15 protein-coding genes and 1 pseudogene are annotated in these 14,790 nt (G+C 67.0%); 8 read left to right on the forward strand and 8 right to left on the reverse strand.

All coding sequences use genetic code 11. From position 1 onward, the window contains the following. The first annotated feature begins 26 nt into the window (after nucleotides 1-26). The 3 genes from IPJ61_RS13570 (at nucleotide 27) to IPJ61_RS13580 (ending at nucleotide 7,276) form a co-directional block, all read left to right on the forward strand. On the forward strand, nucleotides 27-566 hold the full coding sequence (locus IPJ61_RS13570; RefSeq protein ID WP_297108444.1) for a carboxymuconolactone decarboxylase family protein: 540 nt from the start codon (nucleotides 27-29) through the stop codon (nucleotides 564-566). A 395-nt stretch (nucleotides 567-961) separates the two neighbouring features. After that, nucleotides 962-4,879, forward strand: a complete 3,918-nt coding sequence (locus IPJ61_RS13575) for a hypothetical protein (RefSeq protein ID WP_297108447.1) — start codon at nucleotides 962-964, stop codon at nucleotides 4,877-4,879. 3 nt (nucleotides 4,880-4,882) lie between these two features. Beyond that, entirely contained in the window at nucleotides 4,883-7,276 is a 2,394-nt protein-coding gene (locus tag IPJ61_RS13580; protein WP_297108449.1) for a hypothetical protein, read from the forward strand. Between the two features lie 474 nt (nucleotides 7,277-7,750). Here the strand turns inward: IPJ61_RS13580 and IPJ61_RS13585 are convergent, their stop codons facing one another. The 3 genes from IPJ61_RS13585 to IPJ61_RS13595 are packed head-to-tail and all read right to left on the reverse strand — an operon-like array spanning nucleotide 7,751 to nucleotide 8,743. Next, nucleotides 7,751-8,062 carry a DUF1048 domain-containing protein gene (locus IPJ61_RS13585; protein WP_297108452.1) on the reverse strand — a complete coding sequence of 104 codons (312 nt, stop codon included), beginning with the start codon at nucleotides 8,060-8,062 and terminating at the stop codon, nucleotides 7,751-7,753. 1 nt (nucleotide 8,063) lies between these two features. Beyond that, nucleotides 8,064-8,420: a DUF1048 domain-containing protein gene (locus IPJ61_RS13590; protein WP_297108455.1), complete on the reverse strand. Its 357-nt coding sequence runs from the start codon at nucleotides 8,418-8,420 to the stop codon at nucleotides 8,064-8,066. Beyond that, complete coding sequence (locus IPJ61_RS13595; protein WP_297108789.1) at nucleotides 8,417-8,743, reverse strand: PadR family transcriptional regulator; 327 nt, start codon at nucleotides 8,741-8,743, stop codon at nucleotides 8,417-8,419. The genes IPJ61_RS13590 and IPJ61_RS13595 overlap by 4 nt, the downstream gene beginning before the upstream one ends. Before the next feature lie 116 nt (nucleotides 8,744-8,859). On the opposite strand from IPJ61_RS13595, the gene IPJ61_RS13600 reads away from it, so the two are divergent. Continuing rightward, on the forward strand, nucleotides 8,860-9,642 hold the full coding sequence (locus tag IPJ61_RS13600; RefSeq protein ID WP_297108458.1) for an ABC transporter ATP-binding protein: 783 nt from the start codon (nucleotides 8,860-8,862) through the stop codon (nucleotides 9,640-9,642). Continuing rightward, nucleotides 9,639-10,412, forward strand: a complete 774-nt coding sequence (locus IPJ61_RS13605; RefSeq protein ID WP_297108461.1) for an ABC transporter permease — start codon at nucleotides 9,639-9,641, stop codon at nucleotides 10,410-10,412. The genes IPJ61_RS13600 and IPJ61_RS13605 overlap by 4 nt, the downstream gene beginning before the upstream one ends. A 30-nt stretch (nucleotides 10,413-10,442) precedes the next feature. On the opposite strand, the gene IPJ61_RS13610 is transcribed toward IPJ61_RS13605, so the two are convergent. Together IPJ61_RS13610 and IPJ61_RS13615 are read right to left on the reverse strand one after the other, a co-directional pair. Further along, a complete protein-coding gene (locus tag IPJ61_RS13610; RefSeq protein WP_297108464.1) occupies nucleotides 10,443-11,327 on the reverse strand; it encodes a hypothetical protein in 885 nt (294 codons plus the stop codon). After that, entirely contained in the window at nucleotides 11,210-11,938 is a 729-nt protein-coding gene (locus IPJ61_RS13615) for a site-specific integrase (protein ID WP_297108466.1), read from the reverse strand. The genes IPJ61_RS13610 and IPJ61_RS13615 overlap by 118 nt, the downstream gene beginning before the upstream one ends. Nucleotides 11,939-11,944: 6 nt before the next feature. On the opposite strand from IPJ61_RS13615, the gene IPJ61_RS13620 reads away from it, so the two are divergent. Next, complete coding sequence (locus tag IPJ61_RS13620; RefSeq protein ID WP_297108469.1) at nucleotides 11,945-12,106, forward strand: hypothetical protein; 162 nt, start codon at nucleotides 11,945-11,947, stop codon at nucleotides 12,104-12,106. Nucleotides 12,107-12,208: 102 nt separating this feature from the next. On the opposite strand, the gene IPJ61_RS13625 is transcribed toward IPJ61_RS13620, so the two are convergent. After that, the gene (locus IPJ61_RS13625) at nucleotides 12,209-12,535 is read right to left on the reverse strand and encodes a hypothetical protein (protein WP_297108472.1); all 327 of its coding nucleotides are present in this window, start codon (nucleotides 12,533-12,535) and stop codon (nucleotides 12,209-12,211) included. Between the two features lie 292 nt (nucleotides 12,536-12,827). Here IPJ61_RS13625 and IPJ61_RS13630 point away from each other — a divergent pair, with 292 nt between their 5' ends. Further along, nucleotides 12,828-13,163: a helix-turn-helix domain-containing protein gene (locus IPJ61_RS13630; RefSeq protein ID WP_297108475.1), complete on the forward strand. Its 336-nt coding sequence runs from the start codon at nucleotides 12,828-12,830 to the stop codon at nucleotides 13,161-13,163. Nucleotides 13,164-13,188: 25 nt separating this feature from the next. Here the strand turns inward: IPJ61_RS13630 and IPJ61_RS13635 are convergent, their stop codons facing one another. Next, nucleotides 13,189-13,554, reverse strand: a complete 366-nt coding sequence (locus IPJ61_RS13635) for a sulfate permease (RefSeq protein ID WP_297108478.1) — start codon at nucleotides 13,552-13,554, stop codon at nucleotides 13,189-13,191. Between the two features lie 470 nt (nucleotides 13,555-14,024). On the opposite strand from IPJ61_RS13635, the pseudogene IPJ61_RS13640 reads away from it, so the two are divergent. Continuing rightward, nucleotides 14,025-14,393: pseudogene (locus IPJ61_RS13640) on the forward strand (transposase); the annotation flags it as partial. Nucleotides 14,394-14,466: 73 nt separating this feature from the next. Here the strand turns inward: IPJ61_RS13640 and IPJ61_RS13645 are convergent. Next, nucleotides 14,467-14,703, reverse strand: a complete 237-nt coding sequence (locus IPJ61_RS13645; RefSeq protein WP_366505659.1) for a MerR family transcriptional regulator — start codon at nucleotides 14,701-14,703, stop codon at nucleotides 14,467-14,469. Nucleotides 14,704-14,790 lie beyond the last annotated feature (87 nt).

A 14,790-nucleotide genomic window follows, 5' to 3' on the forward strand; every position in this document is an offset into this window, starting at 1 on the left:
ATCCGCAAAATCACGAAGGAGAGGCCATGTCCCGCGTTCACACCATCGATCCCGCGAACGCCGATGCGAAGGTCGCGCCGGTGCTCCGCAAGGTGGAGGGCGCGTTCGGCGCCGTCCCCAACATGTTCGCCGTCGTCGCCAACTCGCCGGCTGCGCTGCAGTCGATGTGGGGGAGCTTCGCGGCCTTCTCCACCGGCTCGCTCGGAGCCGCGCTCGGCGAGCAGATTGCCGTCGCCGTCGCCGACCGCAATCGCTGCCGGTACTGCCTGGCCGCCCACACCGTCCTCGGCGGCGGCGCAGGTGTGTCGGGTGACGACATGGCCGCCGCCCAGCAGGCCCGGTCGTCCGACCCCGCGACGCAGGCGCTGCTCGAGTTCGCCATCGAGATCGTCGAGAACCGCGGCCAGGTGCGCGAGGGGAGCGTCCAGAGGCTGCGGGACCACGGCTGGACCGACGAGCAGATCGTCGAGACGGTCGCACAGGTCGCCCTGAACCTCTTCACGAACTATGTGAACATCGCCCTGGATGTTGACGTCGACTTCCCCGAGGTCGCCTTCAAGTCCTGAGTGCCGCTGTACATCCGCCAGCACAAACGGTGCTGACCAGGGGGTTTGTGAAAACAGGAACTCGATCCCGTTTCGAAACGCCTGTGGCGAGGAGTCTGGCCACCTTCGCGTCGCTGCGTGTTGCGAAGGTGCGCCGGCACGGGTCTGGGTAAGCCGCCGCGAACAACGAAAGTGAGTGGGTCCAACTGACAAAGGTTGACGATCGGACCGGGCTTCCGACCGCTCGTCCATTCTTCCCCACAGTCTTTGTTAGCTTCGGGACGTGAGGGCGAGGATGTGGGACCGGGGATCCTCACAGGCGCATCATTCGAATGCATGACCCCGGGCCGCGAAGACACGGGCTCCCAGGGCCTGATGCCCCAATCCCCAGCGACCCATCAAACAGAGGCGACCTCATGTCAGCGACGATGCATGCTATCCGTGTCCGCAATGCCCAACTCAAGAAAGCCGAGCTTCGAGCCCGACGCGACGCGCAGGCGGCGTCGATCTACCCGCACGCCAGGACATTCGTCCTGACGGAGGCATCCCCGCTCGGCGATGAGGCCGGTGGCCTCGCCACCCTCGACGGCCTCCCAACGACCCTCACGTTGGTCACGCCGGACCACATGGACCATTCACAGGACCAGCTGTTCGTCGGCCCGCATCCGGTGGCAGAGAACGCCGCCAGTTTCGACACGGACTTCGAGGAGCTCACATTCACCGGCCACGACGGAACCTGCGCCATGCGGGGACAGCTTCGGCTCACGCGTTCCCGGACGAGGGCCTTCGGCGTGATCGAGATCGCGGGCCAGACGTACTCCGTCCAGTACGAGGTCAAGCCGCAACGCTACGTCATGCGCATCGGTAAAGGCGCCGCCTACCTCGCAGGCACCTCGCAGATGCCGTTGCTGAAGTGGGACACCGAATCCGACCGGTGGAAGAACGCCACCTGGTCCGAGACCGACGAGGTCTCGTTCACCTATGGCGTCGACGGTCAAGAGGTACTGGACGGGGAGAAGATGCTCACGTTCGTCGCCTCCTTCGAGGATCTGGCCACGGCGAAGAGCTGGAAGCCCGTCGACGGCTTCTACTCCGGTCTGATCAACTCCCGGCAGGTGCTGCAGTTCGGGGTCATGTCCGGGGTGACCCCTCCGCCGTCGGGCCGCGATGGCGGCACCCTGTTCCCGTTCCAGCTGCGGGTGGCGCTCTCCGAGTTCGCCGACCGGTTCGAGGGCGCGATGCTCACCGACCGGCCCGACCTGCAGGGCACCGTCTACGGAGTGCAAGGCAGATGGGTCGGTGGCGGGGTCGCCGGCCTGTATCACCTCGCGGTCGAGGACGGAAACGGCGGCTCGCTGGTGTCCGTGCATGACGGCAGGCTCTTCATCGGCGCAGACGCCGTCGACTCGACGATTGTGGGGGACACGCTGCACTACACCGGGCTGACCGACGAGGCCGCCGCCGCCACCGGGCTGCCCACCGACGGCCACATCACGTTCTCACCCGACGGCGCGAGCGTGCTTGAGACCTCCGGCGGACACGGCGGCGGGCGGGTCACCCCGACCCAGGCCGCGGCCCTCGCCGCGAAGGCCTCGACCGAGGCACACGGCCTCGCACTGCCAGGCGACGACGCCGTCGCTGCGGCCGCGGACGGGACTCATGGGCTGGCGGAGTTGCTGACGATGTCGCAGTACGTGAAGTCGGACGACGGCAACTTCTACGACCTGTTCCAGCAGCAGTCGATGGAGGACTTCTACGCGATCCTCCAGGAATACATGGACCCAGACATCCGCAAGCAGTTCTTCAACCCGAACCCACCGCCGCTGGACCCGGGGCTCAGGTCCATCGCGGACACCCCTGGCAAGGACGGCGAGGACCCGAAGGCCTGGTACCGGCAGCTTTCGACCGCGTATGCCGTCGGGAGCCTGTCGAAGTGGAGCACCGACCCGGGCGCGCCGCTGCTCAACGGCAAACGGGCAGACTCCTGGCTGTCCAACCAGACGGGCATCAGCCCGGTCATGCTGAGGCAGGGCCCGCTGATGTATGCCAGGCGCTACCAGGCCAAACACACCGTCCTCGACTGGTACCTGCAAGACCAGCAAGCCAATGCGGCCACCTACGAGCCCGTGATCCGTTCGAAGGCTGACGCCTGGCTGAAGGAGATGGAGGCCAACGCCACCGGAACCCCTGAGGAGTTGGCCAAGCTCCGCAAGCAGATCACCGACCTGCGGGACGCGGCCATCGTCAACAAGCAGTACTGGGCGTTCGCCGTCTACACCTACGCGACGACGCCGGCATACCTGAACATGCTCCAGACCATCCTCGCGAGCGGCGACGAGATCGACGGCTCGGAGTTCACGCAACGGGTACAACGCACGAGTGCCCTGCTAAACGTCCTGGATGTTTCCAGTTTCTTCACCAGCCAGTACGCCTATGTGTTGCAGCTGTTCCAGGTGGCCTCCGTGCTGCCGCAGTTGATCGACTACACCGGCGACATCACGAAGTTCAGCTTCGTGGTCCGACAGATCGTCGACAAGTTCATCGCGCAGTACATCAACAGCGAAGACCCCAAGATGCGGGAAGCTGCCGAGGCGCTGAAGAAGCATTCGACCGAGACGCTCGTGGAGCAGATCCTCCAAGTGATGCGCCAGTCGAACGCCGCATTGTCCGGGCTGTTCAGCTGGACGACGCTGGCTGCCACGTTCGAGAGCACCATCGCGAAGGTATTCGGCGCCCTGCCGAAGGTGGTCGCCACGACCATCTTCCTCGGCGCCGCGTCACTGCTCATCACGTTCTTCGTGACCGGCAAGGTGGACTGGAACGACATCCCGCCGCTGGACCAGGCGGTCATCATCGGCAACGCGGCCGGCATCGTCGCGCTGCTCGTGAAGGAGATCGTCGTCCGTGGCGTCGCCCTCAGCGAGGTCTGGGCCTCCAGTAACGGGCTGTGGAAGAACCTGGGCATGTTCTTCTCGCCAAGCCTGATGACCAAGGCGGAGCAGTCGATGGCCGCCGGCTTCAAGGGCTGGCTGATCCAGAGCGTCTCGGGTATCGAGGAGACCATGGACGCGATGGCCATGCGGATGTTCTTCGCCGAGGCGGCCGAGGCCGCCGCGTTGGAGGCGGAACTCGCGCGCATGACCACGATCCACAAGATCTTTGGCCGCAACCTGAGCGAGTTCCTCGCCACGAGGCTGGGCGCCGCGCTTGCCGCCGTCGGCATCATCATGTCGGCGTTCCTACTCGCCAACAGCCATGAGCCGCTCGACATCGCCGCGAACTCGCTGTTCCTGTTTGCCTCCGTGATGGAGTTCATCGCGACGGCGGGGGTGTGGGCCTGCCAGGCCTTCGGCTTGGCCGCGATCGGCGGGGTCGCCGTCGGCACCATCTTCGCCGTCGTCAGCGTGATCGGGGTCATAGCACTGGTGGCGGGCGCCATCCTCTTGGCCGTGCTCATGTTCCGGCCGCAGGAGAGCCCGCTGGAGAAGTGGGCGAGGGAGAAGGCCGGCACCTACTACATGAAGTACAAGACGGACATCGACTACTTCCAGCAGTACCAGCCGCTGGGCCAGAAGCAACGCTGCGGCGTCAGCCTCGCGCCCGGCGGCAAGACGTCGAACTGCCTTTTCGTCGCCGACGACGGCAGCCTGTCCCAGCGGCCGTTCGACGGCACCGGACACACCGCGTTGTACCTGCGCACCGACGAACAGGGCCGGGCCCAGCTCGGCGCCCCCGTCCAGGACAAGGACGGCAACCGCACCTTCCTGGTCCTGGGGCTTGACCAGGAGGGGAAGCTCGTCGCGGCCAAGCCGACCGGCGACGCCACCGCGGACGCCGCTGCGCTATGGCGTGCGGAGATCCAGAGCGAGGGGACCAAGGAGAAGGACAAGGAGGGCAACTCCTTCCTGCAGTCGGCGCCCTTCCTGTTCTACAACGATGCCTGGTTCACCAAGACCGGGAAGAAGCGCTACATCGTCGCCGACGGCGCGACCGGCTGGAAGGCCGACGACGGCGCCAGCACGTCGATCACCGTCGCGATGGTCAGCACCAAGCCGGGCATGTTGACGATGGCCGACGTCGCCTGGATGACCTATGAGCACGACAAGTCAGCGTCCCCGGTATTGGGCATCCCCGGCAGCGCGCCGCGCAAGTGGGCACTCTCTCCTGCCCTGCCGAAAGGCCTGCTGTTCCTGAACGACACCGGTGCGGTCGTGATGGAGCTCGGCGTCGACGTGCCGCCCGCACCGGAAGCGACCTACACACTGAGCGTAGACAACGAGGTCGGCAGGCTGGACACGTCGTTCAAGCTGAAGATCAGCCCTGCGGGGGCCTGAGCCGTGGCAAACGCGTTCGCCCCGACCCAGGTGGAGATCCTCGCCGCAGCGCTGCCCCCGGATGGTGCCAACCCGATCGGGGTGGCGGCGCGGGGCATCCTCGTCACCCACGCCAAGGGTGCCACCCCGGGCCACTGGTCCCAGCTGTTCGGGACCGGCCCGGCGTTCAAGGACGTGTTCTTTCCCGGCCTCGTGCCGGACCCCCGGGAGGGAGAGATCCAGCGCCTGACCGGACTGGACGGCGAGTTCTTCAAGAACCTCGCCGTGGCGGCGTTGTGCCAGCAGATGGGACTGGTCACCAGCAGCATCCGCCCGCAGATCCAGCTGGGGTTGATCGGGCAAGACCTGGCGGGGTTCAACGGGCGGCTGCGACCGTCGGTGTGGGCCTGGTACGCGTACTGCCTGGGATCCGTCGATGGCGACACCCGAACCGCGTTGGCGGCGTTCCCCGACGAAGCCAGCCGGGCGCAGGCCAGAGGCCAGTACCTGCAGGGTCTGACCGGCGACGCCTGGATCAACGACAAGCTGGTTCAGCTGGCGTCGGGTTCCTGGAGCAATCCCGCCTGGGAGCTGTTCCACCATTGGTGCAAGCTGGTGGCGCTCGGCACGCCGGTCGCGGAGATCGACTCCGCGATCGCCACCATCAAGGCCAAGGGGCTTCCGATCCCGGACCCGGTGGGTCCGACGTCGTGGCGGGCATGGACCGGGTGGCTGGGGGGCGACATCGGCGGGGGTGACCTGCCCGACGCGGTGGCAGCCATCCTCAAGACCAAGTGCCAGGTCTATCCGGGGGCCAGGTGGCCGTCCTGCCTGGAGGAGGCGGCCAGCTACGAGTTCACGGCCAATTCGCAGCCCGGAACCAAGTACCGGAGGGTGCCCTCGGGTAGCTGCCTGACGGCCGGCACCCAGGTGGTGCTGGGCGACGGCGCCCTGCGTCCCATCGAGCAGGTGGCGGTCGGCGACATGGTGGCGACCCCCGCCGGCCCGCGATCCGTCGTACTGGTGGCCACGCCGTCGCGCGACGGCCGGGCCGTGTTCGGCTTCGATGGTCACGGCTTCGGGTTCCTGGCGACGCATCCGTTCGTGGTGCATGACCCCGACCCGGCCTCGCCGGGAGGTTACGCCGCCGTCGACCCGGCCGTGCTGGCGCGGGCGGTGCCGACGCTGACCCAATTCGGAGTGCAGGCGCTCCGGGCGGGCTCGCCGTCGCTGGTGGCGTGGCGGACGTCGGGGGCGGTCCCGTTCGAGCCGCCCGCGGTCGTGGGCCGCGACCCCGGCCCCGACGCGCTCGTCTATGACCTCATCGTGGAGCCGACCGCCGACGGCCGATCCGAGTACTTCGCGGGCGACGATACGGTGCAGGTGCTTGTCAGCTCGGAGATCCCGCGCTACCTGGCGGCCCCGCAGACGGCTGCCGTCGTCGTGGCGGTGCTGGAGGCGTGTGCCGGTCCGATCCTGCAGGAGCTGGTGTCGGTGCCAGATGCAGGGTTCGCTGACCTGCTCTCGATCGGGCTGGATGCGGCGGCCCGGACGATCCTGCCCCGGGTGGGTCCGAAGCTGGCACCCTCGGCGTCCTTGCTGGCGGAGGCGGCGCCGCTGGCGTCTGAGGCTCCCGAGATCCTGGAGGGCGTCGGGGCCCTTACGGGGGCGCTCGGCTCCGGAGACGGCTACGACAGGAGGGCCGGAACGCTGATCGAACAGTTCCTACCCCGGTTCGTTCCTCAGCTTCAGGCCGCGATCGCGCTGGGGTGGCGCAGCTTCACCCTGGCGTCCTCCGGGGGAGCGACGGTGTTGGCCGTCAGCCTCTACTCGTTCGACCTGTTCGATCCGGCGTCGCGGCTGGAAAGCGCCGACGCTGAGATCGACCTGACCTTGGCCACCGGCGCCGCCGAGTGGTGCAGGACGCTGCCGGTGCGCCCGGCCGCGGGCACCGACCACTGGTACTTCGCGAGCGACGACGTGGGCTACTTCGACCAGTGGCGACCGGCGCTGGCGGGTGAGACGCCGGCGGACGGAGGTGAATGGTGGCTTCGGGTGCGGCTGCGGCGTCGCTCCACTGGGGAGTTCGTCCCTGGGACGGCGTCGCTGCTGGTGCCGGCCTTCGTCGGCCACGGGTTCCAGGCGTACGCGCTGCCGGTGGTCGACGACGACGGCGCCGTCGTCGGGCAGGTGGCCATCGACGTCAGGACGCTCGGCCCGGACGGCTTGCGCGAGGACATCGAAGGCAGGGCGGCCTGGACCCAGGCGGATGAGGGCGCTGTCGCCAGCCGGCTGGCCGCTGCGGTGATCGAGGCCCTGCCCGACGCCGTCGCCTCCGGCATGTTGGTGTTCCGGTCGGCCGCCGCCACCCCGGAAGGGCAACAGGCCGCCGACCTGCTGGCTTCCGCTGGGACCTGAGGCCCGGGACGCGTTCGCCGGACTCCATCAGCGTCCCGTCGAGGTGACTTGGACAAGGCATGCAGCGAGGGCGCAATCTCGTAGGGCCTGTCGGGTCCCTTCGCAACCATGACAGACCCCCTAGTCAATGGCGTTTGACTAGGGGGTTCGGGTGTGGATGCAATGGAGCGCTGCGAGAACAGACGACCACGGGTCGAGAGGCTGGTTTCCGCGTGGAATCAAGGCATACGCGAAGATGCCGAGTCCGAGGACGGGGCCGATGACCCGTTGATCGGCGCGTCGGCGGAACCAAAGAAACGACCTCGAACACGCCTGACGGACAGCGAAGTGAACGCTATGCGAACAGCCCGCGCGCAGGGCGTGAGCGTGAACGCGTTGGCGCGCCGTTTCGGGGTTCACCGGGGCACGGTGTGGGCGATGACCCACCCAGCGCGATCGGCTGCGCCGTTGGTGCCGGTCGTGCGGGTTTCGTCGTCAGGGCTTCTTGCGGATCGACTCCTGAAGCTGGTCGGCGAACGTCGGGGCGTCGCCGATGAGGTCGTCGCAGAACGCGGCGACGTCGGGGCCGATCAGCTCCATGGCGGTCTTGCCCGAGGCGACGCCGGTCTCGAAGAAGTCGACGATCTCGGACAGCAGATCGCCGTCGGTCAGTGAGATGGGTCCGATCTTGAACAGGTACTTCTGCACCTCCTCGTAGACGATCCGGTAGTCCGGTGGCAGCGCCTTGACTCTGGCCATGTGCGCCCGCCACTGCCGCTTGCCCTCGATCAGGTCTCTGATGCTCATGTCAATCTCCCAGCCTGCTCAGTCTGCGTGCGACGGTCCTGTTCAGTTGCTCGCGCCACTTGTCGCGGTAGTCTTTCGCGCCGTCTTCTCCGGCCACCGCCGCGCAGAAGCCTGGGATGTCGTCTCCCAGCGCCTTCACGACGCTCTGCCCGTCCGCCGCCGTCGTCTTGAGCAGTCCGAGGACGCCGTCGACGATCGGGGTGAGATTGCGGCCGGTGAAGTTACTGTGCTCCCACAACTGGTCTTCGATCTGTCCCCACGCCTGGCGGTAGTCCTCGGGCAGCGCCGCGACACGGGCCTCGAACGCCTGCCAGTCCCGGGTCAGGTCGCTGCCGGTGATCCTCTCCCAGAAGTTCATGCTCCGTCCTCCTTCAGTTTGTCGATCCTCGATGACAGGTAGTCCCATCTGGCCCAGAACCTCGCTAGCTCCCCACGTCCGGTGTCGTTGAGCGTGTAGAACTTGCGCGGCGGGCCCAGCTCCGACGGGCGCTTCGCGACATCGACCAGTCCGCGCTTCTCCAGCCGCAGCAGGATCGTGTAGACCGTTCCCTCGGTGACATCGGCGAAGCCGAGCTCGGTCAGCCGACGGGTGATCGCATATCCGTAGGTCTCCTCGGCGTCGATGATCCGCAGCACGCAGCCCTCCAGCGTGCCCTTCAACATCTCGGTCAATCCGTCGATGATCCATCCCCTCCGTCCTCACCGGGTTGCGCTACCTCGTCACACATGGTACCACTAGATCGTAACACAGAGTAGCGGGCGGATTCCTCCCGCGCCCGAACAGAAAGGACACGCTCATGACGCCTCCACCGGCGGCCACCGCCGTGATCAGCATGCGCGCCGTGCAGAAGTCGTACGGCAAGCTGGAGGTGCTCCGCGGCGTGGACCTCGACGTCCAGCGCGGCAGCATCTTCGCCCTGCTCGGCTCCAATGGAGCCGGCAAGACCACGGTCGTGAAGATCCTGGCCACCCTGCTGGCGGCCGACGCGGGCACCGCGACGGTGAACGGCTTCGACGTTGCGACCCAGGCTTCACAGGTCCGGGAATCGATCAGCCTGACCGGGCAGTTCGCCGCCGTCGACGAGATCCTCACCGGGCGGGAGAACCTGATCCTCATCGCCAAGCTCAGGCATGTGAACGACCCGGATGCGATCGCCGACGACCTGCTCGCGCGATTCTCCCTGACCGACGCCGCCAGCCGGAAGGTCGCCACCTACTCCGGCGGCATGCGCCGTCGCCTCGACATCGCGATGAGCCTCATCGGCAAGCCGCCCGTGGTGTTCCTCGACGAGCCGACCACCGGCTTGGACCCCGAGGCACGCATCGAGGTCTGGCAGACCGTCAAGCAACTCGCCCAGGACGGCACCACCGTGCTGCTGACCACCCAGTACCTCGACGAGGCCGAGCAACTCGCCGACCGCATCGCCATCCTGCACCAGGGCACGATCATCGCAGGCGGCACCCTCGCCGAGCTCAAGCAGCTCCTCCCGCCCGCGACCGTCGAGTACGTCAAGAAGCAGCCGACGCTGGAAGAGGTCTTCCTCTCCATCGTCAGCGACACCGGAAGGAACGAATCATGACCGCACACTTCCTCGGCGACACCGCCGTTCTCACCGGGCGATCCCTGCGCCACATCGTGCGCAGCCCGGACACCATCATCACGACCGCGCTCATGCCGATCGCCATGATGCTGCTTTTCGTCTACGTCTTCGGCGGCGCGATCGACACCGGGCAGGGCGCAGGCACCGGTGACTACGTGAACTACCTGCTGCCGGGCATCCTGCTCATCACGATCGCCTCCGGCATCTCCTACACCGCGTTCCGGCTGTTCGGGGACCTGCAAGGCGGCATCTTCGAACGCTTCCAGTCCATGCCCATCGCCCGATCCTCGGTGCTGTGGGCGCACGTGCTCACCTCGCTCGTCGCCAACGTCGTCGCGCTCGTGGTGGTCGTCGGCGTCGCACTGCTGATGGGCTTCCGCACCGGGGCCAACCTGTCCGAGTGGCTCGCCGTCACCGGAATCCTGCTCCTGTTCACCCTGGCGCTGACCTGGATCGCCGTGATCCCCGGCCTGACAGCGAAGACCGTGGACGGCGCCAGCGCGTTCTCCTACCCGCTGATCTTCCTGCCCTTCCTCAGCTCCGCATTCGTTCCCACCGAGTCCATGCCGGGACCGGTGCGCTGGTTCGCCGAGAACCAGCCGGTCACCTCGATCGTGAACACGATCCGCGACCTGCTCGCCGGCCAACCTGCGAGCGCGAACATCTGGATCGCCCTCGCCTGGTGCCTCGGCATCCTCGTTGTCGCGTACATCTTCGCGATGATCGCCTATCGCCGCAGGATCAGCTAGTCGCCGCGGAGCTTGGGTCTGGTGATGCGGTCACCAGCTCAGGGACCGCCCGCCGTGGTGGGGGCCGCTGTCGCGCGAGTGCGAGCGGAGTTGGCGGCTGCGTTCTTCGAGGGCACGTCCAGCGGCCTCGTGCGCCGCTTGTTCCGCGGCATGGGTCTGCTCGATCCGGCTCACGGCCTCAACGGGCGTGAGTGCGCGTAGCGTCTCGATTTCGGCGCGAGCCTGTTTCGCAGCGTGGGCCTGGTTCTCGGCGTCGATCCGGGGTCGGATAACTCGCTCGACCCATGATGCGCTGTCCTCGTTCCACCGGGGCAGCTCGCCCCATGCTCTCGTCAGCCGCTGCTCCGCGTCTTGGAGAAGGGCGCGAGCGGTGTTGTGCTCGGTGGTGGCGCGGCGCTTCCCGAACCTGCCTAGCGTTCGCAGACGGTCACGGGCTGCCCTGTGCGCGGCATCGGCATCCTGCCAGTCGGTCAGCGCGTCGGCGGCCCGCCGCCACAGCGCCGCCTGCTGCTCGGCGCGCTCGGTCTGCTTCATCAACGCTTCTGTCTCCGCGTTGACGAGCTTCACGGGGCCGTCGTTGACGAGGCCGCGCACGGCCTCTGCCGCGCGCTCTGTGGCGTCGGCGAGTCCTCGGTCTGCCCGGTCGCGTTCCAACGCCTCGATGAACTGCTGCCGGGCACCAGCCATATCGTCAGCGACGACATGCAGGGTGTTCGTCTCTCGGCCTCGGGTCATACCGACATAGACGGCCGCGCCTCCCAAGCTGTCGGTGAGGATCGTGTGCGAGGCGGGCGCGGTCACGCCCTGTACGCCGTAAGCGGTCGCGGCATAGGAGAGGTGGACGTGCTCGCGCACATACTCGCCGGGCAGATGGATCGTGTGCTCGCGCTTGCGGTCGCTGTGCGCGTCGCGCACCCGGAGCGAACCGTCTGCTCGACGTGTTGCACGATCCACTGTTGCCGGTTCGCCACGCCCAGGTCGGTGCGGTTCTTGCGGGTCTGGATCAGGTCACCGCGCCCGATGCTCAGGCCGTCGCTCCCGGTCGCCGTGGTGGTGTCGTCAACGACGCCTGCGTGGATGCGTTCGTCTCGGATGCGGTCATTCAGCCGTGCAGCTTCGTCGTTGGATGCGACGGTGACGGCTTCGCCGTCGCGTCTGCTCGTGGCGAGTTCCGCCTCTGGGGTTCGCAGGCCGATGTTCGCCAGCGCGCAGTTGTGGCGGCGGTCCGCCTCTGCCGGGCCCATCGGCCGGTCGCCACGAACCGTGAAGACCAGCTCCTCGGGGGCCTTTGGGTGCAACTTCAGGTAGTCCCGCAAGATCCCGACGAGCGTCGTGGACATCGGGAGAGAGCGGACGCCGGCGGATGTCTTTGGCGACTTGATGCCCACGCGATAGGACTCGCCGTCCTTTCCGTACTCGACTGCCTGTCGCACGAGGATGCGTGCCCGGTCGAGGTCTAGGTCCATCGCGCGTAGCCCGCGGACCTCTCCCGACCGCAACCCGCCGAGCGCGACGGTGGCCAGCATCGCCACATGCTGCGGTTCGGCGGCCTGGAGGTACTTGCGTACGTCGTTGAGGTCGAAGACGTGCCGCTCCGCTGTTGCTTTGGCGTGTTTGGGGACGCTGACGCCGTGGGCGGGGTTCTTGTCCAGCCATCCCCAGTTGGTGGCGCTGGCGAGGAGATCACGGAATAGGGACAGGCTGGACCGATCACGGCGGCGCTCCCCGCCAAGTGGGCCTTGGCTCCACTGCCATACGTCATCGTGGGTGATGGTCTTGATGTCGCGGTCGGATTCTCAGTGGGGGAGGATCCTCAGCCTCCAGTCCTGCTCGTAGCCCGTGATCGTGGACAACGCCAGTGGCTGTGGGCGCTGTGTGAGGAAGCGGTCGTACACCTCCTGGAGGGTGTGCACTTTGGGCCGTCGAGCTTCCTCCTCCTCGGGCGATACCCGGACACCCATCGCGATGGCGCGCTCCTGCATGCCGAGCCAGGTCTCGGCGTCGCTTCGGTGAGTGAACGTCGATGGCGCATTTACCCGTGCTTCGGATCTCGCGGGATGCGGGAAGGACGCCTGGTACTTCCTGCTTGGTAGCCGGCGGATCCAGCCAAACGAGCGCTTCATACCCACAGAACCCGACCGGATCGTGCCGCGCGCGTGCTGTGAGCGTGCTGTTTGGATGTCCTGATGTGTCCCTTCGAGCCCACTCAAGCCCAACGCAACCATGACAAACCCCCTAGTCAACGGCGTTTGACTAGGGGGTTTGGCTGTGGACCTCCGTAGAGAGTTTGAGAACCCCTGCCCACACCTGAAGACCCTGTCTTTGCGCAGGTCACGCGGGTTCTACAAGCAAGACCGACGACCGTCTCACCCCTCCGTGGTGGACGGCAGGGGTCCGATGGTGCGCTCACTTGGGATGGCTCAAACCCTTCTTCGGGCTGAGCAGGTCGACGAGTTGGTGGCGAGGTACCTCGACGGCGCGACGCTCGTTCAGTTGGCCTCACGCTTCGGCATCCACCGACGGACCGTGGCCGAGCACTTGGCGCGATGGGAGGTTCCCATCCGTCGCACGGGAATCGACTCCTCCCGCTTTCACGAAGTGGCCGACCTCTACGACAGCGGGTTGACGCTGGTAGAGGTCGGCTTGAAGGTCGGCACGGGTCCGGATGCGGTCCGTCGCGCTCTGGTCGAGCATGGGGTCCCGATTCGCGAGGGCGGTGGGCGACGCAGCCGGATGGCCACTGCCTCCTGACCCGCGTCGTTGCCTGGGCGGGGGCTTACGCGAGCACGAGCGGTTCGCGCTCTTCGGCACGCGCTTCGCGCCGATGGTCGCAACGGATCATCGCCTCGCGGATGCGCACACGGACGAGCAGTGCGACGCTGATTGGCCCCATGAGGATGGACTTCAAGGCGTTCCAGCACCCCCACAGCACGACCAGGTGAAGCCAACCGGGGCCGCCGTCGGCGACGAGAGTGGAGCAGATGGTTGCGACCAGAATGTAGGGGGCGGCGACGAGCATCGCGGGGACCCCCCACTTGAGACCGCGGCGCGTGCGGATGGCAGCGAGCAGCCGGTTGCTCGGCATGTAGCGGTGGAGGAAGTCGCGGGTATGGACGCTGAGCGTCCAGATGAAGCGGAACATGGCGGGCCTCTCAACACACGTGTTTCTCCGTCGAGGAGGCAGAACGTGTATGAGTGCCCGAGGGCCGTCCCGAAGGACCCGCAATATGAGGAGAACCTGCCTCGTCTTCCAATCTACGCCGGGCTCGGCGCGCACGGAAGACCTCGGACCTGGCTGGTCTCTGCGCATCTCTCAGGCAGGAGCCCGAGAGGAACACGACCATGCCGAGCTTGAGTGGGATTGCACGAGATGAGCGCACCGCGCGGATGGTGCTGTCGATGCTCGTTGAACCGGAAGACGCGGTGACGGGTCGCCTGCTCGCTGCGGTCGGCGGCGTCGAGACTCTGCGGCTGGCTGTGTCCGAGGGCCCTGTACCTGGCGTCGGCGACATTGACGCCCAAGTCTGGCGCAGCCACTTCGCCACTTCAGGCATCGACTCACTCGACGGGCGCCTCCTCCAGGCACGACGATCCGGGTTCGGCGTCTTGATCGCCGGCGATGACCACGTCGAGGTCGAGACCACCTGGGGCATCTACCAGCAGATGATCGCCGCCTACCGAGAACCCGACAAGGCCAAGGGCAAGACCCTCATGCAAGCCGTCATCGACGCGATCGGCAGTGGGGTCCCCGGCGCTCTGACCGAGATCATCACCCTCGGCCGCACCCTGAGGAAGCGGGCCGCCGACATCCTCGCCTACTTCGACCGACCCGGCACGTCGAACGGGCCCACCGAAGCCCTGAAGGGCCGACTCAAACACCTCCGGGGCAGCGCCCTCGGCTTCCGGAACCTCACCCACCACATCGCGCGCAGCCTCCTCGAGACCGGCGGCTTCAGACCCCGACTACACCGTGGATTGTGAAGAGCCGAATATCCGCTCTGGCTAGAGGGTTCACCCGGATTCGGCCAGCACCGACCGGGCCAAAACGCGGGGGTCACGTCGACGAGGGGGGCTTTCGACGGAGATGCTCGATCTCGCGGCGTAGTTCGAGGTTCTCGGCACGCAGCAACAGCACTTGCGCGACGCCTGCGAGGTTGAGCCCAGCAGCGAGCAGGCTCGCGATTTCGCCAATCCGCTCCAGTTCCCGAGTGCTGTAACGACGAGTTCCACCCTCGGTGCAAGTGACGGCGCACCGCTCCAAGGCGCCCATCCGCGGCCACATCACCGCCATCCTCCACTGCGAACGTCACCCGGAGTTCTGGGAGGCGCTCTCCTTGGCCAGTCTCAACCCGGGGGACCGCCGCGAGCTCGCCCCCGG

It is taken from the genome of Tessaracoccus sp., assembly GCF_016714275.1.
Classification (GTDB): domain Bacteria; phylum Actinomycetota; class Actinomycetes; order Propionibacteriales; family Propionibacteriaceae; genus Arachnia.

Coding starts and splice junctions, on each gene's coding strand:
- IPJ61_RS13590 (WP_297108455.1), bottom strand. CDS start 8,420: ATGAACTTCTGGGAGAGGATCACCGGCAGCGACCTGACCCGGGACTGG.
- IPJ61_RS13585 (WP_297108452.1), bottom strand. CDS start 8,062: ATGAGCATCAGAGACCTGATCGAGGGCAAGCGGCAGTGGCGGGCGCAC.
- IPJ61_RS13570 (WP_297108444.1), top strand. CDS start 27: ATGTCCCGCGTTCACACCATCGATCCCGCGAACGCCGATGCGAAGGTC.
- IPJ61_RS13645 (WP_366505659.1), bottom strand. CDS start 14,703: ATGGCGGTGATGTGGCCGCGGATGGGCGCCTTGGAGCGGTGCGCCGTC.
- IPJ61_RS13635 (WP_297108478.1), bottom strand. CDS start 13,554: ATGTTCCGCTTCATCTGGACGCTCAGCGTCCATACCCGCGACTTCCTC.
- IPJ61_RS13625 (WP_297108472.1), bottom strand. CDS start 12,535: ATGAAGCGCTCGTTTGGCTGGATCCGCCGGCTACCAAGCAGGAAGTAC.
- IPJ61_RS13605 (WP_297108461.1), top strand. CDS start 9,639: ATGACCGCACACTTCCTCGGCGACACCGCCGTTCTCACCGGGCGATCC.
- IPJ61_RS13615 (WP_297108466.1), bottom strand. CDS start 11,938: ATGCTGGCCACCGTCGCGCTCGGCGGGTTGCGGTCGGGAGAGGTCCGC.
- IPJ61_RS13600 (WP_297108458.1), top strand. CDS start 8,860: ATGACGCCTCCACCGGCGGCCACCGCCGTGATCAGCATGCGCGCCGTG.
- IPJ61_RS13630 (WP_297108475.1), top strand. CDS start 12,828: ATGGCTCAAACCCTTCTTCGGGCTGAGCAGGTCGACGAGTTGGTGGCG.
- IPJ61_RS13620 (WP_297108469.1), top strand. CDS start 11,945: ATGCTGCGGTTCGGCGGCCTGGAGGTACTTGCGTACGTCGTTGAGGTC.
- IPJ61_RS13575 (WP_297108447.1), top strand. CDS start 962: ATGTCAGCGACGATGCATGCTATCCGTGTCCGCAATGCCCAACTCAAG.